21 protein-coding genes and 1 pseudogene are annotated in these 25,202 nt (G+C 59.9%); 2 read left to right on the top strand and 20 right to left on the bottom strand.

Annotated elements, in window-relative coordinates:
- Nucleotides 1–200 precede the first annotated feature (200 nt).
- Together OB2597_RS20750 and OB2597_RS20745 are read right to left on the bottom strand one after the other, a co-directional pair.
- Entirely contained in the window at nt 201–1,193 is a 993-nt protein-coding gene (locus tag OB2597_RS20750; RefSeq protein ID WP_269843301.1) for a nucleotidyltransferase family protein, read from the bottom strand.
- Between the two features lie 157 nt (nt 1,194–1,350).
- Entirely contained in the window at nt 1,351–2,280 is a 930-nt protein-coding gene (locus OB2597_RS20745; RefSeq protein ID WP_009807526.1) for a DUF2493 domain-containing protein, read from the bottom strand.
- Between the two features lie 762 nt (nt 2,281–3,042).
- Here OB2597_RS20745 and OB2597_RS20740 point away from each other — a divergent pair.
- Together OB2597_RS20740 and OB2597_RS20735 are read left to right on the top strand one after the other, a co-directional pair.
- Nucleotides 3,043–5,073, top strand: a complete 2,031-nt coding sequence (locus OB2597_RS20740; protein ID WP_148234837.1) for an ATP-binding protein — start codon at nt 3,043–3,045, stop codon at nt 5,071–5,073.
- 80 nt (nt 5,074–5,153) lie between these two features.
- Nucleotides 5,154–5,960: an abortive infection family protein gene (locus OB2597_RS20735; RefSeq protein ID WP_050759305.1), complete on the top strand. Its 807-nt coding sequence runs from the start codon at nt 5,154–5,156 to the stop codon at nt 5,958–5,960.
- Between the two features lie 106 nt (nt 5,961–6,066).
- Here the strand turns inward: OB2597_RS20735 and OB2597_RS20730 are convergent, their stop codons facing one another.
- From OB2597_RS20730 to OB2597_RS21605, 18 genes and pseudogenes are all read right to left on the bottom strand, one after another.
- Entirely contained in the window at nt 6,067–6,648 is a 582-nt protein-coding gene (locus OB2597_RS20730; RefSeq protein WP_040610019.1) for a rhomboid family intramembrane serine protease, read from the bottom strand.
- Nucleotides 6,649–6,795: 147 nt separating this feature from the next.
- Nucleotides 6,796–7,332: a hypothetical protein gene (locus OB2597_RS20725; RefSeq protein ID WP_238529770.1), complete on the bottom strand. Its 537-nt coding sequence runs from the start codon at nt 7,330–7,332 to the stop codon at nt 6,796–6,798.
- A gap of 154 nt (nt 7,333–7,486) precedes the next feature.
- Entirely contained in the window at nt 7,487–8,215 is a 729-nt protein-coding gene (locus OB2597_RS20720) for a DUF736 family protein (protein WP_009807531.1), read from the bottom strand.
- A gap of 107 nt (nt 8,216–8,322) precedes the next feature.
- Nucleotides 8,323–8,643, bottom strand: coding sequence for a hypothetical protein (locus OB2597_RS20715; RefSeq protein ID WP_009807532.1), 321 nt, complete (start codon nt 8,641–8,643; stop codon nt 8,323–8,325).
- A 99-nt stretch (nt 8,644–8,742) separates the two neighbouring features.
- Nucleotides 8,743–9,138, bottom strand: a pseudogene (locus OB2597_RS22020) (DUF6915 family protein); the annotation flags it as partial.
- A gap of 258 nt (nt 9,139–9,396) precedes the next feature.
- Complete coding sequence (locus OB2597_RS20705) at nt 9,397–10,422, bottom strand: IS110 family RNA-guided transposase (RefSeq protein ID WP_009803669.1); 1,026 nt, start codon at nt 10,420–10,422, stop codon at nt 9,397–9,399.
- Between the two features lie 78 nt (nt 10,423–10,500).
- A complete protein-coding gene (locus OB2597_RS22780) occupies nt 10,501–10,584 on the bottom strand; it encodes a DUF6915 family protein (RefSeq protein WP_407636181.1) in 84 nt (27 codons plus the stop codon).
- A gap of 1 nt (nt 10,585) precedes the next feature.
- On the bottom strand, nt 10,586–10,972 hold the full coding sequence (locus OB2597_RS20700; protein WP_009807534.1) for a DUF6878 family protein: 387 nt from the start codon (nt 10,970–10,972) through the stop codon (nt 10,586–10,588).
- Nucleotides 10,973–11,093: 121 nt separating this feature from the next.
- A complete protein-coding gene (locus OB2597_RS20695) occupies nt 11,094–15,356 on the bottom strand; it encodes a strawberry notch family protein (protein ID WP_009807535.1) in 4,263 nt (1,420 codons plus the stop codon).
- Between the two features lie 918 nt (nt 15,357–16,274).
- Entirely contained in the window at nt 16,275–16,931 is a 657-nt protein-coding gene (locus OB2597_RS20690; protein ID WP_009807537.1) for a DUF6927 domain-containing protein, read from the bottom strand.
- A gap of 102 nt (nt 16,932–17,033) precedes the next feature.
- On the bottom strand, nt 17,034–17,627 hold the full coding sequence (locus OB2597_RS20685) for a hypothetical protein (protein ID WP_009807538.1): 594 nt from the start codon (nt 17,625–17,627) through the stop codon (nt 17,034–17,036).
- 74 nt (nt 17,628–17,701) lie between these two features.
- Entirely contained in the window at nt 17,702–19,684 is a 1,983-nt protein-coding gene (locus OB2597_RS20680) for a ParB/RepB/Spo0J family partition protein (protein ID WP_009807539.1), read from the bottom strand.
- 154 nt (nt 19,685–19,838) lie between these two features.
- Nucleotides 19,839–20,228, bottom strand: coding sequence for a DUF3768 domain-containing protein (locus tag OB2597_RS20675; protein WP_009807540.1), 390 nt, complete (start codon nt 20,226–20,228; stop codon nt 19,839–19,841).
- Nucleotides 20,229–20,315: 87 nt separating this feature from the next.
- The gene (locus OB2597_RS20670; protein WP_009807541.1) at nt 20,316–20,525 is read right to left on the bottom strand and encodes a DUF6330 family protein; all 210 of its coding nucleotides are present in this window, start codon (nt 20,523–20,525) and stop codon (nt 20,316–20,318) included.
- A 23-nt stretch (nt 20,526–20,548) separates the two neighbouring features.
- Nucleotides 20,549–21,487: an ArdC family protein gene (locus tag OB2597_RS20665; protein ID WP_009807542.1), complete on the bottom strand. Its 939-nt coding sequence runs from the start codon at nt 21,485–21,487 to the stop codon at nt 20,549–20,551.
- A 39-nt stretch (nt 21,488–21,526) separates the two neighbouring features.
- Complete coding sequence (locus tag OB2597_RS20660; RefSeq protein ID WP_040610017.1) at nt 21,527–22,012, bottom strand: hypothetical protein; 486 nt, start codon at nt 22,010–22,012, stop codon at nt 21,527–21,529.
- 1,205 nt (nt 22,013–23,217) lie between these two features.
- A complete protein-coding gene (gene repC / locus OB2597_RS20655; RefSeq protein WP_040610024.1) occupies nt 23,218–24,429 on the bottom strand; it encodes a plasmid replication protein RepC in 1,212 nt (403 codons plus the stop codon).
- A 213-nt stretch (nt 24,430–24,642) separates the two neighbouring features.
- The coding region (locus OB2597_RS21605) for a hypothetical protein (protein WP_084658972.1) at nt 24,643–25,202 on the bottom strand (560 nt) is incomplete at its 5' end.

Raw genomic sequence — 25,202 nt, 5'->3', positions numbered from 1 at the left:
CCCCTCGCGTCTTGCGCTGCTGACGATGTGCTAGGTGCGCACCATCCCCAGCCCGTACCGATGCGGATGGGCCGAACTCTGACGGGCTGGGTAGAGGGATGACGGTGCTGGACGCCGTGAGATGCAGATCAAGTGTGACCGATCGCACGCGCCATGAGATTTGACGAAAGGACCGCCCGAAGGCGACCCGGTTATGGCCATCACGCGCCCAAGCTGTCGAGCATCCCCCTGGTATCAGGCATTCGCTTCAGCGAGTTGCCGATGTGTTCCCGCCAGCGCGGCCCAACCTCCATTGCGGTGGCATAGGCCCGAGCCAGATCATCGGGCCGGTCCTCGGCCATCGCTTCGATAAGGAAAGCCGCCTGCTCGCGGTCCTTCGCGGATTTCAGGCTCCCTGCCCCATCGCGGCGCCGGTCGGCAATGATCAGTTTGTGGACTGCATAACGCTCCGGGCGGGGCACCTGCACCAGAACGCCGGATCTATAGATCGCCGCCGCGTGGATCGGCTCAGCGATCAGGAAGTTGAGATAGTTCAATCCTTGGGCGTTCACGCCCAATGCTGGCAGATCACGGATGGTCTCATCCCCGAACGCCGGTGTCAGGAACTCGACCAGTTGGCCGCTGCCACCCTGGGCCCATCGCCATGTCCGACCTTGGTCAAGAGCTGGCAGAGGATCGAATTTGAGCGCTGAGAACGTCTCGGCAAGACCCGGGTCGACCTGATCTTGCAACGCAACGCTGAGCTTCTCGAACTGCGCGATGTCGATGTCGCCAGTATTGGCCATACCGCCAATTGGCAGACGGATACCAAGCTCGCCTTCATAGAGGCGAAATGCATTGGTTCCGACGATGGTGCCACCCAAACGGAAGGTCCCGGCTGCGGCCATGGCCGACAGGATGGAACCGGTCGCCCGGTCGATGGGCGTCATGCCTTCGGCGCGCAAGAGCCGAACAAGCCGCGACCGTTCCGCCTGCCGATCCTTGGCCGTTGCGCGCAGCTCTTCGATCCGGTCGATGCGCGCGCGCGTCTCGTCACTGTCCTCGCCGATATAGATGAACCGCATCTCCGTTCCGACGCGTCGCGCGGCGTACCAATAGGCCTTGTCGCCGCGCTCTTTGAGCGTTGGCTTGCCTTCGACACCGGACAAGGCGTCATCCTTCAGGAGCCGTACCAGATCGGTGTAGGCGCTCATTGCGATACTGCTGAGAGAAATCATGCCTATCATTTCCAAGTTTTGCTTGGCACACATATACCTATCAAAACATAAAATTGCTAGGCAAAAGGAACTGAGGGCACCTACACAACCCTGAGAAACGACGAAAGGGCCGCCCGAAGGCGACCCTCTCTCTTCAATCCTGCGACGCCTTCCTCGCCGGGTCCGCAACCCGCATGACCGTCAGACCTTTCGCTTCCGCCTTCTGCCCGAGGTTTAGCGCAACCCCATTGCCGCCGAAGAGGACAACCCCCGTCGCCGCGAACTTGTCGTCCAGCATTTCGTCGTTGCACTTGAACGGTGCCGCCCGCCCGTGCGCGGACCAGCGCGGATCGAAGCGCGCCTGCGCGATCCCGCGTGCCCGGGCCCACCGGGCCGCAATCATCTCCGCCCCGTGCTTGCCACCCTTGTGGCAGAGGAAGATCTCCTGGTTGCGGTTCTGTTTGATCCGTTCGCGAACCTTGTCGAGCGTGTTGAAGATCACATCGACATCGGTCCAGTCGGTGGCGCCTGAGACGATCAGGGGAACCCCCTCGACTTTCGACTTCTCGGCGGTCTCACGGTCGTGCTGCTCCAGGAGCTGCCGCGCCTCGAAGACCGCCCCGGTCTCTTGCGCCCGGACGCTTGCGCGCGACCCGGCTGCCGGGATGAAGGCGTGGCCCGTCTCGATCTCGTAGCATTCCGCCGCTGCCTCGCTCATCACCTCGATGGCGCCGACGATCTCGCGCAGCTGCACAAAGCGCGCCTGCGCCTCTTCGAGCGCGGTCTCGGCGATCTCCGATCCGTCGTGGGATTTTGCCAGCGCGCCGATCTTGTCGGCGGTGCGGTCGACCTCCTTGCCGAGCGCCACCTTCCGGCGCTGCAGGATCGTCGCGAGCCCATGGGCCAGCGGTTCGATCTCTGCTTCAAGCCCGGTCCCCCGCAGCTGCCCGAGCAATGCCTCGAAGCTCTCGCGAATGATGCGGTCGGTTAGGATGTGATCCTCGGGGATCGGCAGCTGCGCGTCCTTCTCGGTCAGTCCGAAAAGCTCGATGGTCTCGTAGGTGTTTGCGGTGTCGTAAGCCATGTCTGGTCTCCAGTGTTCGGTTCCAAGGCCACCACGTGAGTGTGGGGGCATGGCCGAATGCCTGGTTTCCGAATCTGCCCGGGTCAGGGACGGCGCAGCCGCCGGCTTGCCGGGCGCAAAAGTTTTCCGAGCGCAGCACCCGACACACGCGCACCCTCACGCACGGGACCGCCCCGCGCCACGGGCTCTGCCCTCGCCGAAAAGTTTTGCGATCCTTGACGCGGGCTGATTTGGGGGCCATCCGGAGGATATGCTTCCACGCTCATGTGTGTGTGTTTTGACGGTAGGTTTGCCCGACCCGAGCAGGCAAACGGCCCGACCGGACGCGGGAGACGGATGGAGCGGCGGGATCGTTTTGCCCCGCAAAACAGACCAGAGCGCAATCCGGCGGAGCGGCCGGGGAGGGACGTGCTCGTGAGGCGGGCAAACCGGGATGCCGGGTGCGACGCCGCGGTGAGGCCGCATGGCCGAATGCGCGACGGACCGAAGGGCCGTTCTCACCTGCGACACGCGAAGCCGAGCAGGGGAGGCCGGAAGGCTCTGGCCACGATTGATGTGCAGGAATTACGCTGCCGACTATAGGGATTGCTTGTCCAGGCATTCGAGGTGATGGTCGGGGAGCGGACTTTCATCGAGAGGACAAATCAACATTCATAGGAATGGGGAACGGACATTGGTCCGGCCCAAACCTCGTGGTATCAAGGGGTGGACCGGGCCAAGCTCTTCACTGACGCACGACCAAATACATGAAAGGTGCTCCATTTGAAGCATAAGACGATTGATTTAACTGCCGAAGTTAAGCGCGCCACATTACCGGATGGACTGCAAGGCTTCCTATTCCCCACGTATGAGGCAATTTCCAATGCCTTTCACTCAATAGAAAACAGGTGGGAAAACGATTTAGAAGATAAAGGCCGCTTGGACGTCACCTTTGACGATCAAGCGCGCGAAGTCACGATTAAAGACAACGGCAGTGGTTTCGATGAAGCAAACCTATCGGCGTTCCTGACGCCCCTTACGGGAAACAAGTATGAGCGTGGCGGCAAGGGCTTTGGACGCTTCATGGCATTCAAGGTCTACAGCCAAGTCTTCTATTCATCAGGGCAAAAGAAACCCGACGGGATGCTGACGAAGGGTTGTTATCGTTACGATCCGTTCTCGAACGATGACAATCTAATTGTGGTAAAAGAGACAGACGGTGCCGGGGCGCACCCGCACGACTGCGGGGTAACGGTATCCATGCGCTCGCCAAAGGCGGATTTTGAAGACTATTTCGTTTTGGAAGGCAAAGACCGGAAGCACAATCACACCGCAGAAGATATTGTCTCTGCGGTATTGGATCACTTCCTTATCGAGTTCATTCAGAAAAAAGTGCCGAAGCACTTCGTTCTGACCATCCAGGGAGCAACGTTCAACCTTTACAAGTATTTCCACGAGTCTCTGGCGGTCGGTGGTAGTCGCAAAGAGGAAGTAGTCATCGGAACTGAGACTGTTGAAATCACTTTTGACTATTTCAAAGTTGGTGAAGAGCATGCCAAGAAGCACCGATTGTATTTCTATGCGAACAACCGTGCGGCAAGTGATCTTGAAAACATTTCGTCTGGCCTGAATTCGAATCCATTCACCGAAATGAAAGGTGAAGAAGAATTCCGGTATTACTACTTAGTAGCTGTTTCCAGCGATTTCTTTAAGTCTTCTCAGTCGCGTGATCGGATCACAAACCTGCACGCTAAGATTCACCACAACAAAACCAAGAAGTCGATTAAGGACCACCTGATTGCAATGGCTAAAGCCCACATCTTGGACCTTGAGCAGACGTATACGTCCGATCGGCGTCTAAAGATGAAGGAACACGTTGACCACCTGATTGCGATTGATCCGCTTCTAAGGCGCGGCTTGGGAGGAAAGACCAGCGAAGAGTTTGTCAAGAAACGTGGCATCACGGAAACCCGCGAACAATTGGCACAAGATTTGTTCGTCGAACGCTTCCGACAGAAATTCGATTTCACCAAACTGAGTGAAGAAACAAGTGTCGAAGATCTTGTGCGGCTCGTACGAGACAAGATACCGGAAGATGCCAAAGAAGCGTTGGCGGTCTACGTTGCATATCGGAACAATGTGATCCAAGTATTTCGCCAGTTGCTTAACAAAGATGATGATGGGTTGGCGACCGAAGATAAGGTGCACAAACTGATTTATCCACGATACAGAGACAGTGAGCAAATCGACTATGCGTCTCACAATCTTTGGCTGATTGACGATGACTTGGCCTATGCACGCTACATTTCAAGTGATCGAACACCGGAAGGTAATGCGAGGCGCAAGGGCGAGTTTGCGCACGATTTGCTCATAAACAATGACGATGAGCTTATGATTGTAGAAATGAAGCGTCCCCAGAAAAAGGACTATGATAGCACCAAAGAGGCCGACACCAAGAACCCAGTAGACCAGTTGAAGAACCAAGTCTTGGACATCCGTGAGCGGGGCAAGGTCATCACTTCAGGCGGTCGCGAAATCTCTATTGATGCTACATCTATGGTGCGCGGATACATCTTGGCGGATTGGAACGATAAGCTTGAGCGCTATTTGAAAACGGAAGACTTCATCCGCACCAATTTCGGTGGGCAGATGGCCTATCGTTACTACCGAGAGCTGAATCTCATTATTGAAGTTCTGGCGTTTGATAGGCTGATTGACCGAGCCAGCAACCGCAATGAGGCGTTCGTCAGCATGCTGGAGGGACGCTCAAACTTTGACCGGAAGTCGAAGGGCACACTATCGGCAGCGCAATAGTCGTTCAATCGCACTGTAAAAACGGGCGACTACTGGTGGCCGCTCTCGATTGTCTTATCCCACTTAGGTGTCTGCAAAGCATGATAGGCCGAAATACATATGAAAAGTTGATACCGCGGCATGAACGCGAAGCGCTCGAGCAAGCATTGGGGATGGAAGGCGGATATGTTCTAGATTTCAGCGATCGCACTTTCAACGACTTCTTCTATGAGACCATTGCCATCGATCCGGAAGATCAGTCGCAGCTCTTTGGCGGGCGAGGAACATCGAAAGCGAAAAGATTGCGTGCGTTTGTCGAACGTGCTCAGCCCACGTTAGTGGCAAAAATCCTGCGCGAACTCTGGGAGTATCGGGAGGCGATAGAGTTTGCACAAGATGCGCGGAATGAAGACAAACTTAAAGAATCGTATTTTTCTACTGTCGCACGGATCGAGGGGCGTACGGATGCAATTGATGCCTCTGCCATTGAGACTTTCGAGCCGAACGAGACATTGGAAGAATTGGTTGCTTCAATCCGCCGTGACCTGGATGCAAACAAACCCCAAGCGGCGCTTGACCGCCTTCATACCTACTGCATGAAGCGTTTTGCCTCCTTTGTCCGCAAGCATGGTGGCGAAGATTGCGGGAAGGACGATGCCCTTCATGCGCGGGTCGCAAAATACGTTAAAATCCTCCGCGAAGAGAAGAACCTTAATCCCATCTCTGAGCGCATTGTCAAAAGCTCCATCAGCGTCTTCGAGGCGCTGAATCCAATCCGCAACGATCAGTCGTTTGCGCATGACAATCCTGACCTCGTACAGATGGAGGAAGCTCGTTTTGTCTTCGACAGCGTGACTGCGTTCTTGCGGTTCTCCAAGGCTATTGACGGGCGCTTTTTCGAGGATTGATTGAGGTTAGCCCCCGTCGGCAACGTCCGCTTTGCGGGCTGCAAATGCGGCAATCAGATTGAAGGATAAACGGCAGTTCGGGGCCGACCACGTCTGGCGTACGGCTTCAGTTCAGATCGACGCCGCCGAGGCGCGGCGCATGTACATGCGTTCGGATTAGGAACGCAGCGCCCGCGCCCGCGATGGCGCCGAAGAGATGTGCCTCCCACGACACGCCGGGTTGGCCCGGAAGAACGCCCCAGATAATAGAGCCATAGAGGACACCGACCACCAGTGCCGCGCCCAGCGTGATCGGGGAGCGATCCACAAGACCGCGCGCGATGAGGAAGCCAAACCAGCCGAAGATCAGCCCCGACGCACCGATATGGATCGCCGAGCCGCCGAACAACCACACGAGACCGCCCCCAAGGCCGATCACCACGGCGTTCACGGACAGCAAGGCTCGCGTGGTTGTTGCCACCAGCAGTCCACCCATCACCAGGAGCGGCGGCGTGTTGGCCATCAGGTGCGAGAAGCTCCCATGCAGGAGGGGCATAGCGATGACACCATCCAACCCGCTGCCATGCCTGGGGATCAGGCCGAAGGCCGGGTTCAGGCCGTAACCGGTGATCCAATTGACAACCTGAACCGCCCAGAGCAGCGCGACAAAGGCGGCAAGCGCCGCGGTTCGCCGGAAGAAGACGCGCATGTGATCCCGTTTCATCATGTTGGCGACAGTAGTCGTCCCCACAGCGCCTTCAACGGCTTTCGCGCGCTGCACAGGGTGCCACCTCCGGGAAAGGGGGTCGCGGCGGCCAACCTCGGTAGTGCTCAAGCCAAGAGAATGGCTCCGATCTTACACGGTGTTCCCAGGCCGCAGCGGCATGATTTCACGCTCGGGGCGCTTCAACGCTTCGGCATATTTGCGGGCATTGTCGTCAATCGTGCCGTGCCAAAGTTTGGAGACGAACGCGCGGGCGTCTTGGACTGTCATGTCTTTCAGCGAAGAGGACAGCGCCATGAATAGCTCATCCTCGCTGATCGCAGCGGCACGGTGCATGGCGTCCGCGTAAAATGATGGATCGTTCACAACCTGCTCGCTCAGAAGCATCCGCGCGAGGTTCTCTTCCGGGATCGCCATGAAGATCGTGTCCTGCAGGTCGGTCAGATAGGCGCGGCGCGATGTGGACACCGGCTTTCCCGCCGCCTTGGCCTCCAGATATGCCTGCCTTGTCCTGTCGAGCTTTGCCCTTGCATGGGTCATGATGACATCACGCTGTCGTTCAGGCAGTGCAATTCCGGTGCAACGCTGGATATGAGCAAGAAGCTCTTCAACCTCGGCGTCTACATCAAAGTTCTCGAACCACGGAGCTTTTCCCAGTCTCGCCACCATGTGCCCACCCTCGACCATTCAATAATATATTATCGTATATCATATTCAGCAGATCGCAAGCAGATGCGTGCTTCGTGCAGCCAGACATGGAAAAAGGGGAACCGTGATCCCACGGCTCCCCTTTCGGTTCAGATCGTCTCACCCCGCGCGCTGATCAGGCAACCAGCGACAGCCCCGCGCCCGCGTCTTGCGCTTGATCACCGCTGTCGATGAACGGAATGATCGAGAAAGTCTGGCCACCGCGCTGCTCTTCGTTCTGCACGGCGTTCACGCGCAGGTCGCCATCGGGCGTGTTGATCAGAAGCGACAGGTAGTCATTGCCCGTGCGGCTGCTCTTGGCCATCCAGGCCGAGCCGACGCGGATCGGTGTGCCCCGGGGCGAGCTGACCTCGATCCGGTAGTCGGGGTGGGTCTCCTCGGTCTTGTAGCTGTTTTCGATCAGCATGAACTCCAGATCGAACATCATGTTGGCGATGTAGCCGGTGAAGGCGTTGTCGGCGTCCATGGCGGTGAGCTCGCCCGAGATCGAGCCGGATTTCATCAGACCGTTCGAGACCAACGGGATGATCTCGAATTCGCCGCTCTGGGCCGCGCGCGCCTCTTTCGTCTGCACCGCGTTGACCCGGAACGGGCCGAGGCCCACATCGATCTGCATCGAGATATAGGGGTTTCCGCTGGTATTGCCCGTCTCGTTCCAGGCCGTGCCGATGCGGACCTTGCGGCCCGATTTGTTGACGGCCGTCACGTCGTAATCCGGACTGCGCGCGGACATCTTGGCCCGTGCCTCAAGCTGGATGGCGATGTCAAAGCGTGACGAGTGGATCATGCCGGTGTACTCGGCGGCTGCGGTTTCGGCATTGCGGGTGAGGTTTCCTGCGAACATGGGATGGTTCCTTTTGGATTGGCCGGTGCCTGACGTCCTTGCCAGCGCATCCGGGATTGCTTTCTCGACCCCTTGAGGGATCACAAATCAGAAAGCTTGCTTTCCCTTTATGCCCCGCCCCCGGCTTCGCGATGCCGTCTGAGTAGGTGTGCCGCCGCGCCCCCGGGTGCTGCGCCCCTCTCCTGCCCGTCTGATCTTGATTGGCGGCCCGGATTTTCCGCAGCGTCCTTCGATTGCGCGATGAAGAACTCCGCCTCTTTGCCATTCAACCATTGCCCTTCCCGGTCGGTCAGACCGATGCAGCTGCCGTTCGGCAGAAAGCTAATCAGGTACTGACCGAGCCAGTCCTTGTGGACAACGTAGCCGGTATTGGCCCAGTGCACAGTCTGGCCGGCATCGACGGCCGCCTTGATGTCATCGAGTGTCATGCGAACCTCCTTACGAAGAATGGTGGGGAAACTACGCAGGAAGCCCGGTCGTCAAACCGGGCTTCACTGCAGCATTTGTTTGGCAAACGGTCGAGGCTGTCAGGCACCTTGCGTGGCTTGTGTCGCGCGCGCAGCCATCCAATCCTTCAAACCAAGAACCGTTCTACCGGCGGCGACTTCAGATGCCCAGGCGGCCCTTGGGTCGCCGCAGGGCTCATCGCCGGAATGCCGGTCGATGTGGCCATTGGCCATCCATGGCTCGGGCTGGATCCGCCGCAGCCAGTCCGCCATGCTCGGGATACGGCCCTGGCAATCTTCGCGGACATGCTGCTCGCCGATCCAGCGCACGGGGATGTCCCGACCTGCGCTATTTGTCAAAGACAGGCCGAAGACACGTTCGGCCTCGAACAGGCCTTGGGCATGGTGACGCAAGGCCCGGTGCGTGAAGAGCGCGAGGTGCTCTTTCGAGGCATCGAACCATGTATGGATGCCTCGTTTCGTGCAAGTTGGTTTTCCAACTTCATGGCGTGTGATCGGCTGCGGTCATGTATAAGGCCTCATTGTTGCGGCACTTTCAACGACCGCGGGCCGGTATGGAGATGCGCGGATCGGGTCCAAATCAGTCATTCGGACTCTGAGTTCCTGGTTCGACACTGGTTTTCCCAATCCGGATCTGACCGATCAATTCCCATGCATAGTTGAGTAGCTCCTCACACGCCCGACGGATCAGGCGTCAATGGCGTGATTTCTGGTTCACGCCGTTGCCACCGGATTTCGATAGTCTTCTCCCTTCATCATCATTGCCCAGATCGCTCGGGCCATCTTGTTCGCCAGTGCAATTGCGACCAACTTTTTCGGCTTTCGTTCCAGCATGCGCGCGAGCCATTCAGTGGGTTGCTTTCCGAAGCGAGTTATCGCCACGATGACGGACATCGCACCACTAATCAGATTGGTTCGTATGTCTTGTTGGCCGTGCTTCGAGACCTTGCCGAGCCGTTCCTTGCCGCCCGACGAATGCTGCTTCGGCACCAAGCCGAGCCAAGCCGCGAAGTCCCGCCCACATTTGAAACACCTCATATCGGGCGCGAATGCCTCGATTGCTATCGAAGTCTGAAGACCCACGCCGGGCATTGACTGCAGCCTCTTCGCGGTCTTCGACGAGCGCACCACCTCTTTGATCTGATCGTTCAGCTCGGATATTCGACTTGTCAGGGCCTCAATGTGCTCGAGGTACATAATACCTGTGGCCCGCACCAAGTCTGGAAGGGTGGCGTCTTTGTCTTCGACCAGACGCGCAAGTTGGTCTGTCCTGAACCTGCTCTTTGGCGCGATAACGCCGTATTCCGCTAGATGGCTGCGTAGCGCGTTCAAGGACTGTGTCCTCTGATGGACCAGCATTTGTCGGGTTCGAAAGATCATCGCGCGAGCTTGACTGTCTTCGGACTTAATCTCGACGAAGCGCATGGTCGGCCGGCTCGCGGCCTCCGCGATCGCCTCGGCATCTGCCATATCGTTCTTCTGCCGTTTGACGAACGGCTTGACATATTGGGGTGGGATAAGCTTCGCTTCGTGCCCGAGCTCGGAAATCGCACGAGCCCAACCGTGCGCGGTCGCGCAGGCCTCCATGGCAACGATGCAATTCGGCTGTTGTGATAGGAATGGCAAGAACTGAATCCGAGTGAGTTTCTTGCGGAAGTGGGCTGTTCCATCGGGTCCAGCTCCATGAACCTGAAAAACGCTCTTTGCCAAATCAACGCCGATAATGCTGACTTCATTCATTTTGTTTCTCCAATACTGCGGATTTCGCTTTTTCTGCCTCGCGACAGTACGATCCCGGCGGGAGAGGCATCCACACCATCAGTTATGTATGGACTGATAGTCGGACGGCACCCCGCCGAATTTCCGGGCGGAGCTTTCAGCATGATGAAGCGGATGGGCCATCTCACAGTCCTTCGTCATAGCTGTGCGAGCATTCAACGTAGCGGTCCGCATGATCGAGCGTGATGCTGTCGTTGCGCAAGTCCCAGGTCAGCGTGCCGTAGCCGCCCTCGTTGTTCTCGAACCCTGGGTGATGGTGATAGGCGAGTGACCAGGCGAAATCGCCCACGGCGGTGACAAGCGCTTCCGGCAGTTTGACCTCCGCAGGCTGCACATTCACGTCCTCGACATTGCCAGAGTCGCCATAGCCTTCGTATTCGGCGGTGACCTCGTTGATGCCAAGCGCGCGCAATTGCGCGATCAGTTCCGCTCGGGACGCCTTCAAGGTGGTTTCGCGCTCGGCGCGCCACTGAGCCGCCATTGCGGCATAGTCGATCTGGGGATTGGTCATGGGTCTGTCCTCTTGTCAGAAGTTGGGGGGCCAGGCGTCGCATTGGTTAGCGCGCGCCCGGAAAGCGCAGACCGGCCAAACCCCGATCCGCGACGCCCGACCCAAAGCCCGCTTTGGCTTTTCAGGCGGCTTGGTCTGCCGCCTTGCTGGTTCCCTGCCCCACGATCCGTGCCAGAATGCCCAATGTATCGACCCCGTCCCCATGCGGGAGGAACACCCGCAACTGGAAGGCGATGATCTCGGTGAAACAGCCAAGCGCTTTGAGGCTTTCGATCATGCCCCTGTCGTGACCGCCAAGCTCGAGGCGCATCTCGCCTGCGACACGGCGACGGGTCAGGGTCAGACCCCGGCCAATATCGACATGCGCTGTAGTGCCAAGAGCGACGGTCATCATCTCCTGCGGTGTTTGCGGGTTGGAGACGAGGAAGCGGGAGCGCAGCGCGGCCGCCCCTTCTTCGCTCAGCGTGCGCCCGATCATGGCGGTCGCCCCATCCGGCGTGACCCGATAGATGCGCTCATTGGTGGTCGGGATGTCCTTCCAGATCGGTAGCAGAAGCCCGGTCAGCAGGTAGAGCTTGGTCGTGGTGGTTTTTGGCAGGGACGCAGCCTCGGCATCCCAAAGCCGCGCAAACTCAGGCTTGCTGATCTCTTCCCAGGCAGAAGACCCGAACCGCGCCTCCTCCAAGTAGCTCGACCCGTTTGGCCGCACCGCCTTGCGCATCAGCGTGACGACGTCCTCGTCATACATCTGCGTCGGCCGCGCCGAGATCAGCGCCGCGCGACCGGAGGCGCGATTGACCATCGGCAGCTTGTCGGGGTTGCGCGACAGGGCGTCATCCGCCGACAGCACGTGGACAGGGTCGGTAACCTCAAGTCCAATGATCCGTGTCACGGCACCGGATTTCGGGCAGGTCCAGAGATCCTCTGTGGAGACCTGCTCGATCCTTTCGCCACGCAGGGTTTCCACACCGAGATCGAGCGTGCCCGCCGCGCGCGCCCGCTCAGTCTGATCGGATATTCTCGCCATGAACTCCGCAAAGAGTGCGTTCTGCATGTGGATGGGAAGGGCAAGCACCCGATTCAGAAACCGCTGGATCGGGGGAAGCTCTTCGAGCAGCACACCGTCCTTGTCGATCAGCCGCAGGGCTGTCCAATCGGTGAAGCTCTCGTAGCTCATCGCCTCGGCGCGCCCGGCGGCGAGATCGGCGAAATATCCTCGCAAAGCCGCCCGCGCGATCGGGCTTTCGAGATTGTCCTCCTCGCGGAACATGCCCTGCGAGCCGGTCTCGCGCTGGCCCTTGGTGAGCGCCCCCAGCTGGTCGAGGCGTTTGGCGATCGTCGAGGTGAAGCGCTTCTCGCCATGCACATCGGATGTGCAGACCCGAAAGAAGGGCGCGCTGACCTGGGCCGAGCGATGCGTGCGGCCCAGTCCCTGGATGGCCGCATCGGCGCGCCAGCCGGGCTCCAGCAGATAATGCCGCCGCCGCTTCTGGTTCTTGGCCGTTTGCGCCGCGTGATAGGAGCGGCCCGTGCCGCCTGCATCGGAGAAGATCAGGATATCCTTTTCGCCGTCCATGAAGGCTTGGGTCTCGGAGGAATTGCTGCTGGCGGCGCGCTTTTCGATGAAGAGATGACCATCCTCGGCCTTCAAAGGGCGGATGGAGCGCCCGGTGACTTCGGCCACGGCTTCATCGCCGAAGGCCCAGAGGATCTGGTCGAGCGCCGAGGGGATCGGCGCCAGTGTCATCAACTCCATCATGGCCGCATCGCGCAGAGCGAGCGCCTCGCGCGAGACAACCAGTGCGCCGGTCTCATCCCGCAAGGGTTCCGCCACCATATTGCAGTCGATCTCGACCAGCTTTTGCGCATGAATCGGGAAGGCCTGTTCGAGGTAGCCCAGAACGTAATCGCGCGGCGTCAAGGCCCCCTCGACGAGCTCGTCTCCCGCGTCCATCGTCTCAAGCCGACGTTTCAGCAGGCTCTCACCCGTCGAGACCACCTGGATGACGCAAGCGTGGCCCGCCGCCAGATCGTCCTCGATGGCGCGGATGATGGTCGGGGCCTTCATGCCCATCAGGAGATGGTTGAAGAAGCGCTGCTTCGTGCTCTCGAAGCGGGACTTGGCCGAAGCCCGTGCGGCCGAGGCATTGGTCTCCCCCGAGGCGTCATTGACGCCAGTCGCGGTCAGTGCCGCCTCGAGATTGTGGTGGATCGTCCGAAACGCACCTGCATAGGCGTCGTAGATCTCGATCTGAGCCGGGGTCAGCGCGTGTTCGAGCACATCATATTCCACGCCATCGAAGCTGAGAGCACGGGCCGTGTAGAGACCGAGCGTCTTGAGATCGCGTGCGACCACCTCCATGGCGGCGACACCGCCCGCCTCCATGGCCGAGACGAAACCTTCGCGGCTCGGGAAGGGGTATTCGGGGCCCTGCCCCCAGAGCCCCAGTCGTGCGGCATAGGCGAGGTTGTGGACGCTCGTGGCGCCCGTGGCCGAGATGTAGAAGACGCGGGCGCGGGGTGACGCGAGTTGCAGCCGGAGGCCTGCGAGGCCCTGCTGGGAGGGTTTGACCCCCCTGCCCTGCTCGGACCCTGCCGCGTTCTGCATGGCGTGGGCCTCATCAAAAGCGAGGACGCCGTCGAAATCTTCGCCCATCCAGTCGAGGATCTGGCTCAGCCGCGTGGTGCCGCATTTGCCCGCGGAGCGCAGCGTGGCGTAGGTAGCAAACAGGATGCCGTCACCCATCGGGATCGGCTGGTCCGGTTTCCATTTCGAGAGCGGCTGGATATCTGCAGGCGAGCCGCCAAGATCTGTCCAGTCACGGATCGCATCCTCGATCAGCGTGGCGGATTTGGAGACCCAGATCGCCTTCCGACGCCCGGCCAGCCAGTTCACGAGAATGAGCCCCGCGCATTCGCGGCCCTTGCCGCAGCCGGTGCCGTCCCCGAGGAAATAGCCAAGACGATAGGCCCGCGCCACGGTGTCATCATCGGCGCGCATTAGCTTGGTCTGGTCGTCATCGATGGTGAACCGACCGGGCAGATCACGCCCATGGGCATCATGCGCCATGATGATGGTCTCGAGCTGCGCCTCGGAGAGATGTCCCTCCTCGATCAATCGTGCTGGCAGGCGCAATTCCGAACTGGCGCCACCCGAAGGCACGGGTGGCGCGACAGAGGCCATGGCGATGCTCTCGACCAACGGCGTGGGATGTTCCTGTGCGCCCGCGATCTCGATTCGTTGCGGACGGTAGCGCGCATAAATGTCCGAGATAGGCTTGTTGTCGCGCGGGGTCTCAAGGCTCGTGAAGCTGAGCGGGCGGACGGCATTGGCCCGAGGTTTGGAGGCGGCGACAGGCGCAGCGACGGTCTTGCGCGGGGCAGATGATGGAACGGTTGCTCGAGCATGAGGGATTGCTTCAGCCCATTGGCCGGGGCGTATCTCGAGCCGGGTCGCGGCCACGGCGTCGACAAAAGGAAAGGCTTCATCCAAGTCCCGCACAGGGACGCGGATCATCTCGCCGTCCTCCTGCACCTTGTCGAAGACTATCAGCTGGGTTTCCACAGAGGTTCCGAGCTTGCGGTAGACCGGCCCCGGCATCGTCAGCGCCAAGCGCGGCGTCAGGAGACCGCAGGCGCGGAACCAATGCGCGGTATCGCGTTCGGGCGTGAATCCTGGCGGCATGATCGCCACCAGCCGCCCACCGGGCGCGAGACGCTTCGCTGCCGCAATGAGATGCTTGGCGGCGATGTGCTTGTCTCGCGAGCGATCGACCGAGGAAGCGAAGGGCGGATTCATCACCACGACGTCGGGCAGAATCGGCGTCTGCAGCAGATCGTCAATATGCTCACCGTCATGGCCCGTCACATCGCCGCCAAAGACCGCGCGCAATAGGCTCTGGCGAAAGGGGTCTATTTCATTGAGCAAAAGCGTGGCACCGGCCCGGGCGGCGAAAGCGGCCAAGGCGCCGGTGCCAGCCGAGGGCTCAAGAACGGTCTCGCCCTTGCGAATGGCTGCCGCCCGCACGGCCATTGCCGCGAAAGGCAACGGCGTGGAAAACTGCTGCAGCCGGATCTGTTGCTCTGACCGGCGCGTTTCCGTCAGGAGACGTGACGCAAGGAGTTTTGCGGCGGAGTAATCATCCTCACTGTTGTCGCCACGTAGCAGCGCCTGCACAGCCGCCGCCTGCATCAGATCGTAGGCCATGCGCCAGTCCCACGCGCCGCTGGCATCGCTGCCATGAAACGTCTCGCGCATGATGCGCGCGAGCGCTGAACTGCGCAGGGGTTGGTAGTCGATCTCCGCGCCGATTTGCGCCAGCGCAGAGGCGAGATCAGCGTCGGAGATTGAAAAAGTCGGGTTCGCCGTTTTGGGCTTGGTCATGGGGATTTTCCTTTGGATCAGGGTCTGAGTTCCAAAGGACAAAAAGCCCGCTTTCACTTTTCGGGGTGATGAGGTCAGACCAAGAGGCATCCAATCGCCGACCGGCCAATCAAACGGTTTGTCGGAGTTGGTTTAGAAAACTGAAAAACCCGCCGCAATGCGACGGGCTTTTGCTTTCTTTGTGCAATGAGGGGAGGCATAGTGCCCGCAGTCTCAAAGCTCATGCTCTATATGGCACCGAAAGTCTTTACTGTCAATGTATCCACCGTTCACGGCTGATGAAGAACACCACCTTCCGAACGTCTTATCCGCACCTAGGTTTGCGACCTATCTGCGCGAAACCGGCAATGATAGGACGCGGGCTCTCCACCTATACCACTGGAATCTTCAAGTATCAGCCGCGTTCATGGTTCCACTCCATGTTTTGGAAGTTGCGCTGCGAAACGCGATCGTGGAAGCAATCGAAGCTGTCCACGGAGGAACATGGCCTTGGACACAAGGCTTCATCCGTTCGTTGCCGAACCCGCGCGGTCCGGCATACAGCCCCAAACGAGACCTCGAAGGCTGCGCAGCACAGCAACCCACTGCCGGAAAGGTAGTCGCCGAACTAAAGTTCGTGTTTTGGGAGAAGATGCTGACAAACAGGCACCAAGGCAGACTGTGGGACGATCATTTCTACGCAGTGTTTCCGGACGCGCCTCGTGGTGTCGCTGCCAACCAGCGCCGATCTGAATTAAGGTCTGACATTGAAGCCGTGAGGAGGCTCCGCAACAGAATCGCACACCATGAGCCTGTTTTTCCGCGCGCCCTTCAGGATGATTTTGATCGGATCATCCGCTGCATAAGATGGCGCAACGAAACGACCAGCAACTGGGTGCTAGAAATCGAGACGGTACGCGCACTCCTCGCAGTGCGCCCCTAAGCGTCCCGCCCCGTGAGATACTCCGCCAGCACAGGACTGGCCTCGCCCTTTGCAGAGCTGAGCAGCTCCGAGCCGGCAAGCGAGGCTTTCGACAGGCGCACGAGGCCGCCGGTTTCCTCGATGCGGTAGCAGCGGCGCTTTTGACGCCCGCGCCTGTAGTGGGTCGCGGTGACAATCTGGCAGGTGCTACCATCGGTGAGCGTCACAGGCGCTGCGAGCTTGATCTTGTCGCCTTCCTCGTAGTCCGGGATCGACGCCCAGTCCCGGCAGCGCTGGCGCCAGTCCTGGGCGTAGCTGTCCGGGTCTTTCAGGTCGGAGAGAAGCTCGATCAGCGCAAGGGGCGCGCGCGACGCGTTCGGGCCAGCGCTTTCCTCCATGTCCTTGTAACCCCAACAGCCATTGTCGTAGGCGGTGAGGAAGACTGCGCCGAAGGTGATCGAGCCATCCGCTTCGGTGGCATAGGTCGCGTCTTCGACAGGGGTGCCGTCGAGATTGGTGACCCTTGCCGCCGCGTACCAGGTTGAGCCAACCTTGCAGGCCTTGATCAACTCGGTCTTTCGGATGTCGCTCTCGAAAGTGCAGAGCCGTGTGATCTCCGCTTTCTCATCCGCGTAGGATTTGACGCGGCCGTCGGTGTAGAAAAGCCAACCCATCTCAGAGACCTTTCTCTCATTGGGGAAATTGTTGTCGCCAATGCCCCGAGAGGGCCGCCGGCCCGGCAGGGTATTGGCGATGCATGTTTGAGAAAGGGCGCGTTACGCCGCCCTCCGATCATCGAGTTCCATCAACGCGTCGAGCGGCACGCGATAGGGCTGCATGGCGTCGAAATCCTCGCAATTGCCGCAGTTCTGCACGATCGCGAAGGTATCGCAGGCATCCTTGAGGATGACCCGGAACGTGCCGCCGAGGCCCGAGGGCACCTCGTAGGTCCCGCCGATGAGATAGTCCGACGCTCGGCGCACGAAGACGCGGATGCTGTGGCCATCGGTGGCGAGCCGGATCGCCCCCTGCCCCCGATCGATGAGCACCTGCACGTCATCCAAGATGTCGGTGTAGAACTGGCCGGTCATATCACGGAACGCCATGCGGCGCTGCGCCATCCAGTCGCTGTCCCAAAACGGGTTCATGCCCTCGGCGAAGGAGAAGGAGGGATCGGCCTGCTCGGTCGTGACGATACGGGTGGTCGTACCATCGATGCCGTTTGAGCGCAGATGCACACCATTGCCGACGATGAGGATCAGGGCCGGCCTGTCCACGGGCCCGTTCCAGTTGGGCAGGAAGGTTTTGCAGGCGCGCGCATGAGCGATCTGCGCCGCCACGGCGGAGGCGGAGAACTTGAGAATAGCCATGGGGATGTCTTTCCGTTGGGTATGAGAAGATAGACCCGCGCGGGCGAGAGGGCTTGCGCGGGTCGCGTGAGGACTCAGGCCGCCTGCGCGACCTCGCTGTCAGGCTCGAGGGTTTCCGCATTGGGCTCTGCATCATCGCAGGCGACACCTGCGGTCTGCATCATCGGCGGGCACCAGGCGGCCACGGCAGCGCGCTGCGCATCCGTCAGCGTGGCGAAGGGCTCTGCAAAGAGCTTGTCGCAGAAGGCGACGATTTCCTTCTTGCTCGATGAGGCCAGCGTCACCGCCTCCTGGGCCAGACCCAGTTCCTCGCCGAGGATCTTCAGGAGCCAGGCCTTCTTGAAGCGATTGAACAGCGCCGCGTTCGGCGTCCAATGGGCGCGGATATCGGGCATGATCTCGATCTCGAAGTCATGCATCAGGCTGTCGCGCTGGCGGTCCCGCGCGAAACAGGACTGCGTCGTGCTGGCGGTGGCATAGGCGACGAGCTTGGCCTTCTCACCTGCCTCCAGCGCGCGAAACGCCGCGAACTGATCGGCAGGGGACCGGGCGTCATCGAGCCAGGACAAATCGAGCGCATCATGCGCCGCCGCCACCTGCTCGAGCGAGGTTGCGTCGATCTCGTCCATCCTGGCGTGGCTGCGGTATTCCTTGCGGGCATCGACCTTGATCGCCTGCGTGACGCTCATGCCGGTGCCCAGAACGTCACTGACCAGCTTGAAGAGCGTCAGATCGAGCGTGGCCGCGGGGTGCAGCGCCATTGCGGCGCCAAGGGCCATAGCCCGCTCGGTCTTGAGGTCCTCAGCCAGCGAGGCCGGGTAGGTGATTTCGCCCGCGTCCGGGGCCTCCTCCCCAGTTGGGTTGGCCGAGGAGCCGCGCGCGCCCTCTTCTTTCACGATGTCCTCCGGACGGACGAGGCCCACATGGAGCGTGATCTGCCCGTTCGACCAAGACGCAATCACGCCTGCACGGGCGAGATCCTCGGCGCTGTAGGCTTCCTGCAGATCGCGGGCTTCGTCTTCCAGAGCGTCCACGCGCTCGTAAAGGGCATTGTAGGCATCGTCTTCGAGCCCCTCATCCTCCATCTCGAGCTGCAATTTCTCAAGCTCGGCGGTAATCTCATCGATGCGCTTCTGGGCAGCCTCATCCGGCTCGATCGGGCCGGGATAGACGCGGCCATAGTCGGCCATGGTCGCGTAATCATAGCGCACCATCGCATCGGCCCAGGCAAAGCCCAGTTTTGCGCGGGCTTGCTCAGCGGCGGCACCGAGCTTCTCGAGCAGGATGGTTTCGACCAGCGCCGCATCCTCGAGCACGGAATGCTCTTCCAGAAGGTCAGCCGCAATGGCCCCGCCGCGCGCCTCATAGACCTCACGCACGAATGCCCCGATATCGTCACTGACCTGCACACCACGCGACTTGAGCGCCTGCCGCACCGTGTAGGCCTGCAGGTAGCTGTCCTCCTTGGTGAGCGCCTCATAGACTTCGCGTTGCACCTCCTGGCTCGGATGCTCGGCAAAAGCCTTCATCGTATCGAGCGTGATCGTCTTGGCCCGGGCAGCCGCGCGGATGTCGGGGTGGATCAGGCCATAGCGCAACCGGCGTTTCACGGCGGCAACCGTCGTTCCGAAGGTCTTGGCGATCGTTTCGGGCGTCTGGCCGTCGACCTCCATCATCCGCGCGAAGGCCTCGAATTCGTCGATGGCATTCATCGGCGCTTGCGTGATGTTCTCGGCGAGCGACAGAGCCGTGGTGACGTCGCAGTCCTCAGGGACAAGGCGGCAGTCGACCTTGGTTTTCGCCGTGAACCCCTTGGTGGCCTTGTCGGCGATCAGCTCCTTCAGCGCGGCGTGACGACGCCCGCCCGCCAGCACGGCGTATTTGCCGTCGAGCTTCTGGACGAGGAGTGGTTGCAGGAGGCCCAGTACAGCGATGCTGGCCTTGAGATGCGCGATGTTCTCGGGGTCATAGGTTTCCGGTGCGTTGCTGCGCACATTGGCGGGGTGGGCGACAAGATCGCCAATGGCGACGGTGAGGGGGGCAAAGCTTGTGGTCATGGGATATCCTTCCAGATGGGTGAGCTGTGGCCCGCGCGCGCGGGCGTGATCAATCCCCGGCTTCAGGGATCACCACGACAAAAGGCCCACTCTCCCTTTGAGGGGCAGCGGGCCTTCCGTGTCGGTTGTGTGGGTATTGAGGCTAACCCCTGCCCTACCAGTCGCGCGCCAGCATTATGGTCAGCACGCGCACGGTGGTGGCGGGATTGTCCGGGGCCTCGGCACCATAGCGGAAATCCGAATCCGCCTCGTAGAGATCGATTTTCCAGAACACGGTCTCGCCCCGGATCTCGACTGCCCCGAAATCGTGCCAGCCTTCTGGATCATTCTCGGGCTCGAACGTGGCAAACTCGCCGGCGGCCTTCACCGCCTCGGCCATGAAGCCGTCGCCGGCCTCCATGAGCGAACGGGTGACGTGCATCCGGCCCTCGATGGGCTGCGCGGGTGGTACCCCGAGGCAGGCAAGCTTGCGGAACGCGTCGTTCTGCGCCGCGATCACGGTCGGATTTGGACGGTCTGGCTGGGGTTGAACGATCATGGACATAGGGATCTCCTTTGAGAAGTTGAAACACCCTTCCCAAAGCCAGCTTTTTCTTTTCCGCTTGGCGGAAGGACCGAAGCAGAAGGTGCCCTACCCGAACAGCCCTCTGGCTCTGTAGTTCGGGTTGGGGATGGTTTCGACCCAGCCGCCTTGTTCTTTGATGCTCTCGAGCGCTGCCGAGAACGGATAGGCGCCCTCGGACTGGCTCCACCAATAGGCACCGCGCTTGAAGGTGATGATCTTGCGGCGGCCGTCTTCGAAGCAGGCCACCCGCAGCGTCTTGGGTTCCTTGCGTGACATGCGAGTCTCCGTTCTCCGTGTGGTCAGGCGGCCTCGGCACTGCGCCCTGCCCTACCCGCCTCAGATTGTGCGATCAGATAGTCACAGGCGCGCTGCGCATCCGCGGCGTGCTTGAAGATCGCACCCTTGTCCGACCGAAGAACGCGCAACCAGTTGTGGAGATAGGCGGCATTCATCTCGAGCGTATGGGCCGTGAAGCCGAGCGTCTGACCCAGAAACACGGAGGTCAGTTCCGCGACGATCTCCTCGCGCGCGTAGGAAGTGTTGCCGAACTTCGAGAACCCGAAATCGCGGTTCAGTCGATGGGGGGCTTTCGTGGCATGGGCCAGCTCATGCGCCCAGACCCCGTAGAAATTGCGCGGATCGTGGAACCGGGTGATCGACGGCATGTAGACCTTGTCCACGGGTGGCAGGTAGTAGGCTTCCGTGCCGGTAAAGACGGTCGTGATGTCGATGGCGTCGAAAAACGCCTGCATGTGCGGGATGGGTTCGGACGGCGGGTGCTCGGGCACCGGCTCCGGGTCTGGGAAGAAGCTGTCGGGTAAGCCCTCGATCTGGCAGGCATTGAACACGCGGTAGGATTTCTGGAAGCGGAAGATACGGGCTTCCTCGGAGTGATCATCGCCGTCGCTGCGGTCGTCCTCGCCGCCGGCGTCTTTCCGGCTTTGACGGTAGTAGACTACGACAGAGGACTTCTCGCCCTTGCGCACCTTCGCGTCCAACGCATTGGCCTGCGGCAGCGTCATCCAGAAGGGCGAGCTATGGCCCGCCATGACGGTGCGCATGGTCAGCTGGAAGTTGTTGACCCCCTGGTAGGGTTCCCCGCCCACGCGCAGGGGGCGAGAACTGCCACCTGCGGTCCAGGGCTTGCGCCACGGCAGGACGCCGCGCTCGATGATGCGGATGATTTCGTTCGTGATGACCTCGGAGGCATCGAATTTGGGCGTGCGGGATCGGGCCATGGCGGGCGTCCTTTCGTGTGGTGGTGAGAAGATTGGGGATCAGATTGACCGACAGGGCCGCGGATCGTTGGCGATCCTGGCACCGAGGGCTTCGACCATGTCGATGTAGGTGGTCAGCGAGACAGACTGGCCGGCACCTGAATGGTCAGGGTCGACAGATCTGTCCCGCGCCACCCGCGGCAAGTTCGCGAATGCGATGACATCGGTGACGGGTCGGATATCGATGAACGGGGTCCCTCGTGCGACCGCAAGAGCGGCCAAGGGAAAGCGTTCGATCGGCGCGAAAGTCGACACTGTGGTCCAGCCGAGATGAAGGAACGTCCCACCCTCCCCGCAGATCACATGCGCGTTTGGCAATAACGCCGCCTGCTTCAGATGGCCGAGATCACGCATGACGGTCTCGCTTTCGAGCCGCTTCGCCAGCCCCGTCTGGCCAGTTCGGCGCAGTTCTCTATGCCGCCACCAGGAGGCAGCGGTCGCGCGCAACACGCGCAAGACACCTGTTTGCATCGGAATGCCCTTCATCAGGAAAGACAGACCGGAATCCGGCCCGGACCCATCTGAGGGACCCCAAAGACCCTCATCCGTCAGTCACAAAACCCGAAGAACACTTTCACTTTTCGTGGACCAAACCCATGAAACACCCAACCGCCACCGAACTGTACTGGTACGACGGGATCAGAACTTCCACAGGGCCCATCGGCTAGACCTGTGGCGGTTCCTTCTTCACGAGATAGCCCAGACCGCTCAATCGGCCCGCAACTGCCAACTTCTTCGTAAAGCGTGCTGATGCTTTGGCTTCCCGTCGATGTAGCGGATCGGCACCCTGGAAAGGGAAATCATGTCGATGAAGGCTGTTATGGGCATGATTTATCATCGCGAATACCAAAAAACGCAATAACCTATTGTTATTAAATCATTTTCCTCCATCTGACGGATCAGATCATTCCGCAGCCAACATCAATGCACTCTTTTGAAGAGTTCGGGTGTCATGAAATCAAGAGATTGAGTTGCAACCGCTGTTCTGCGATGTCCTCGTCGTCCACTACGACCAAATCAGCGGAACGCGGGACCGCTGGCAACCAGCTGCTGCGCTTGAGGAACCGATTGCCTCGTTGGCCATGTCGCCATTATCGAAGTGACTGAGAAGTTACCGGCTCCCCCTTCCCCGCGCGCGGGAATTCGAGGATCGAGCCCTTGGTCAAACGGTTTTGGCAACCATCGATCGTCTGCTCCTTGTGCGCTACGGCCCGTAGCCACGATATCATGCAATAGACATCCACAACCTACCTCTCAGGCATTAGCACCGATGAAGGCCAAGCGAATATCCGAGGCCAGGACCCAAATCGCCGTCAGCAGGCGCCGGATAGCGTAGAGCCAATTGTTGAGGGTATTCATCATCAGATCTCAGACATCGAAAAGGGCAGGGGCCGCGGAGGCGCGCAACTGCTAGGTTGGCTGCAGCGCAACGCTCTGTATGTTCTTCGCTAGCCGCCTTTGCGCTACTAGCAGCGATGGTCACCAGCTGAGGTTTTACCATGATGATCGGGATGCCCTCGTCATCAGAGCTTCGCCGGGACGAAGGCGAAAGCCACTTTCACGATCTCAAATACCGCCACACCTCAACCCCCTAACTTTTCTCTCTCGAACACCGTTTGTGTGCCGAGAGCCTACTTAACAGCTGTTAAGTTATGCCATGCCAGCCGCACGAGATCGGAGTTTAACAGCTGTTAAGCCGCGTTCCGCCGGCCAATCAATGCCATGACCATTGGGCCACAGGAAAACTCGCCTGCCGCAGCTTTGGCAGTCAGAGCTCGCAAGTATCCACCAGGCGATCTTATGTCGGCGAAGCGTTCCAGCATGGCAGCAACGACGATCGACGCTTGCTCCGGACCCATGAACCGCTGTGCTTCTTCCCATGCAGACGCACTGATTCCCATGGCTGGCCGCACATGGCACGCCGCATCGAAGAGCTGATGCCAATGCCGGATCTCACCTTGGTAGAAGGTTTTAAGCGAGGGACATGCCGCGATCACTAGGTGCAGCGGGATCTTTGGCAGATGTCTTGTGTCCTGTTCATCGACGTCAGCCACAGCCTCATCCGTGTCCACATCTGGCACACCCGCCGCCGCCCCGCTTTTTTCTAAAGCAGGTTCAAGATCTATAGATTCTTTATTTGAATTATGATGGTGACGCTCAGAATGGGCATCATTGGTGTTCATTTCTTCTGTTTCAGGGCCATCAATGATGTTGCGTGCCTGGTCAAGGAGAGCTTCAAGGTCGGCTCGATAGGCCGCGAGGTCCTCAATTGAAAGCTTGCGGCGAAGCGCGCGGGCTGTGAGTGCAGCCTTGTCGCGAAGCTGATCCCAGAAGCCTAGGCCGGGCTGTATCTCGTCTCCGAACTCGGCGAGGGCCGCGAGGTCGCGTCGCATGAGGCTTACGACCTCTCTCAGGCGCCTGACGCGCTCCTCAGCCTCACGTACGGCCTCTGCGGCCCGTGCTATCTCCTCGGACTGACAGTAGAGCGGGGAAAGATCGAAGCCAAAGGCAACGCGATCTTCGCCGTGCTTGCGGACGTAACGCTTCCCGTTGGGGCTATCGCGCCGCTGGAGCAAGCCAGCCTCGACAAGACGCGCGAGGTGACGACGCATCGTGGAGCAGGGCATACCATTCAGGCGCTCACAGATCGCCTTGTTCGAGGGGAAGACGACCATCTCGGCGTTCCCGCCAAGCGCATCGTCCGGAAAGAAGCTGAGGAGCCCCTGCAAAACCGTCAGATCACGTTCCGAGACCCCAAAGGCCGCTTGCGCCTTGGAGAGCTCGCGCAGGAGTTCCCACTTGTTAACGGGTCTGGCTGGAACAGATGCCTCGGGTCGCTCAATGACGCGCAAATGGGCGTGCGAAATCGGCCGCATAAACGGCGAGATTGGTGTGTACTCCATGAAAATGTCCACGAAGACAAAAATTCTAGGGCCCGCGAATCGCTTTGCGCTTGCGGGGTAGGGGCCAGAACGCTACATTCAGAAGTGCGAAAACTGAGATTTTGTAGCGGGCTGATCCCGGTGCGAAACCTTACAAAGGTCTCGTGAAGCTAGCTTCTCGGGGCCTTTTTCTTTTTGCCTGTATCGTGCCTCCTTCTTGTTGGTTGCTCTTCCTCAGTCTCCTGAACGCTTCCAGCGCTCATGAAGCTCGGTAATCAGCTTTGGGGCGTTGCCCTCCAACCAGCTGATAAAATCAGGTTCATCCGTAGTTAGATCAAGTTTGAGCTGCTTGCCTTGGCGGCCGGTCTTGACCGTCGCAGCTCCAACACCGGGGATCGCCAAAGCAGGCACACCCTTTCTAGACGGGCTTGCTTTCTTCTCTGCTCTCTTCGCAGCTGCCAGAACTGCGAGAAACGCACGCTCAGAAACCTCATCGACCGAGCCGGAACTTTCGGACTTGGCTGCATGAGCTACGGCTTGCAGTTGGTCTCGATCACCGTCGTAGGCACCCAAAGCCTTTTTGAGCTCTTCCCATCTCGGGCGACCAATCCCGGGAGCCGCACCAATTGCCTGGATGAGTTCCTCGCCGACCGTCCGAACGACACTCAAGAGTTGTGAAACCCCAGCTTCGTGGAGGTTAAGGACTTCGGCGACACCTCGATTGGTGCGCTCAGCCCCTTCCAAATGATCACCGTCCAGAAGTGCCGTCGCAACGAGCGCACGCTCAATAAAGC

The sequence above is a fragment of the Pseudooceanicola batsensis HTCC2597 genome, assembly GCF_000152725.1.
GTDB classification, from domain to species: domain Bacteria; phylum Pseudomonadota; class Alphaproteobacteria; order Rhodobacterales; family Rhodobacteraceae; genus Pseudooceanicola; species Pseudooceanicola batsensis.
This window is presented reverse-complemented; position numbering and strand designations above follow the sequence as displayed.

Coding starts and splice junctions, on each gene's coding strand:
- OB2597_RS20750 (WP_269843301.1), bottom strand. CDS start 1,193: ATGAGCGCCTACACCGATCTGGTACGGCTCCTGAAGGATGACGCCTTG.
- repC (WP_040610024.1), bottom strand. CDS start 24,429: ATGGAGTACACACCAATCTCGCCGTTTATGCGGCCGATTTCGCACGCC.
- OB2597_RS20685 (WP_009807538.1), bottom strand. CDS start 17,627: ATGGCTATTCTCAAGTTCTCCGCCTCCGCCGTGGCGGCGCAGATCGCT.
- OB2597_RS20700 (WP_009807534.1), bottom strand. CDS start 10,972: ATGACCAATCCCCAGATCGACTATGCCGCAATGGCGGCTCAGTGGCGC.
- OB2597_RS20705 (WP_009803669.1), bottom strand. CDS start 10,422: ATGAATGAAGTCAGCATTATCGGCGTTGATTTGGCAAAGAGCGTTTTT.
- OB2597_RS20720 (WP_009807531.1), bottom strand. CDS start 8,215: ATGTTCGCAGGAAACCTCACCCGCAATGCCGAAACCGCAGCCGCCGAG.
- OB2597_RS20660 (WP_040610017.1), bottom strand. CDS start 22,012: ATGAAGGGCATTCCGATGCAAACAGGTGTCTTGCGCGTGTTGCGCGCG.
- OB2597_RS20680 (WP_009807539.1), bottom strand. CDS start 19,684: ATGACCACAAGCTTTGCCCCCCTCACCGTCGCCATTGGCGATCTTGTC.
- OB2597_RS22780 (WP_407636181.1), bottom strand. CDS start 10,584: ATGGCCCATCCGCTTCATCATGCTGAAAGCTCCGCCCGGAAATTCGGC.
- OB2597_RS20730 (WP_040610019.1), bottom strand. CDS start 6,648: ATGCGCGTCTTCTTCCGGCGAACCGCGGCGCTTGCCGCCTTTGTCGCG.
- OB2597_RS20670 (WP_009807541.1), bottom strand. CDS start 20,525: ATGTCACGCAAGGAACCCAAGACGCTGCGGGTGGCCTGCTTCGAAGAC.
- OB2597_RS20725 (WP_238529770.1), bottom strand. CDS start 7,332: ATGGTGGCGAGACTGGGAAAAGCTCCGTGGTTCGAGAACTTTGATGTA.
- OB2597_RS20690 (WP_009807537.1), bottom strand. CDS start 16,931: ATGGGTTGGCTTTTCTACACCGACGGCCGCGTCAAATCCTACGCGGAT.
- OB2597_RS20735 (WP_050759305.1), top strand. CDS start 5,154: ATGATAGGCCGAAATACATATGAAAAGTTGATACCGCGGCATGAACGC.
- OB2597_RS20745 (WP_009807526.1), bottom strand. CDS start 2,280: ATGGCTTACGACACCGCAAACACCTACGAGACCATCGAGCTTTTCGGA.
- OB2597_RS20715 (WP_009807532.1), bottom strand. CDS start 8,643: ATGACACTCGATGACATCAAGGCGGCCGTCGATGCCGGCCAGACTGTG.
- OB2597_RS20665 (WP_009807542.1), bottom strand. CDS start 21,487: ATGGCCCGATCCCGCACGCCCAAATTCGATGCCTCCGAGGTCATCACG.
- OB2597_RS20675 (WP_009807540.1), bottom strand. CDS start 20,228: ATGTCCATGATCGTTCAACCCCAGCCAGACCGTCCAAATCCGACCGTG.
- OB2597_RS20695 (WP_009807535.1), bottom strand. CDS start 15,356: ATGACCAAGCCCAAAACGGCGAACCCGACTTTTTCAATCTCCGACGCT.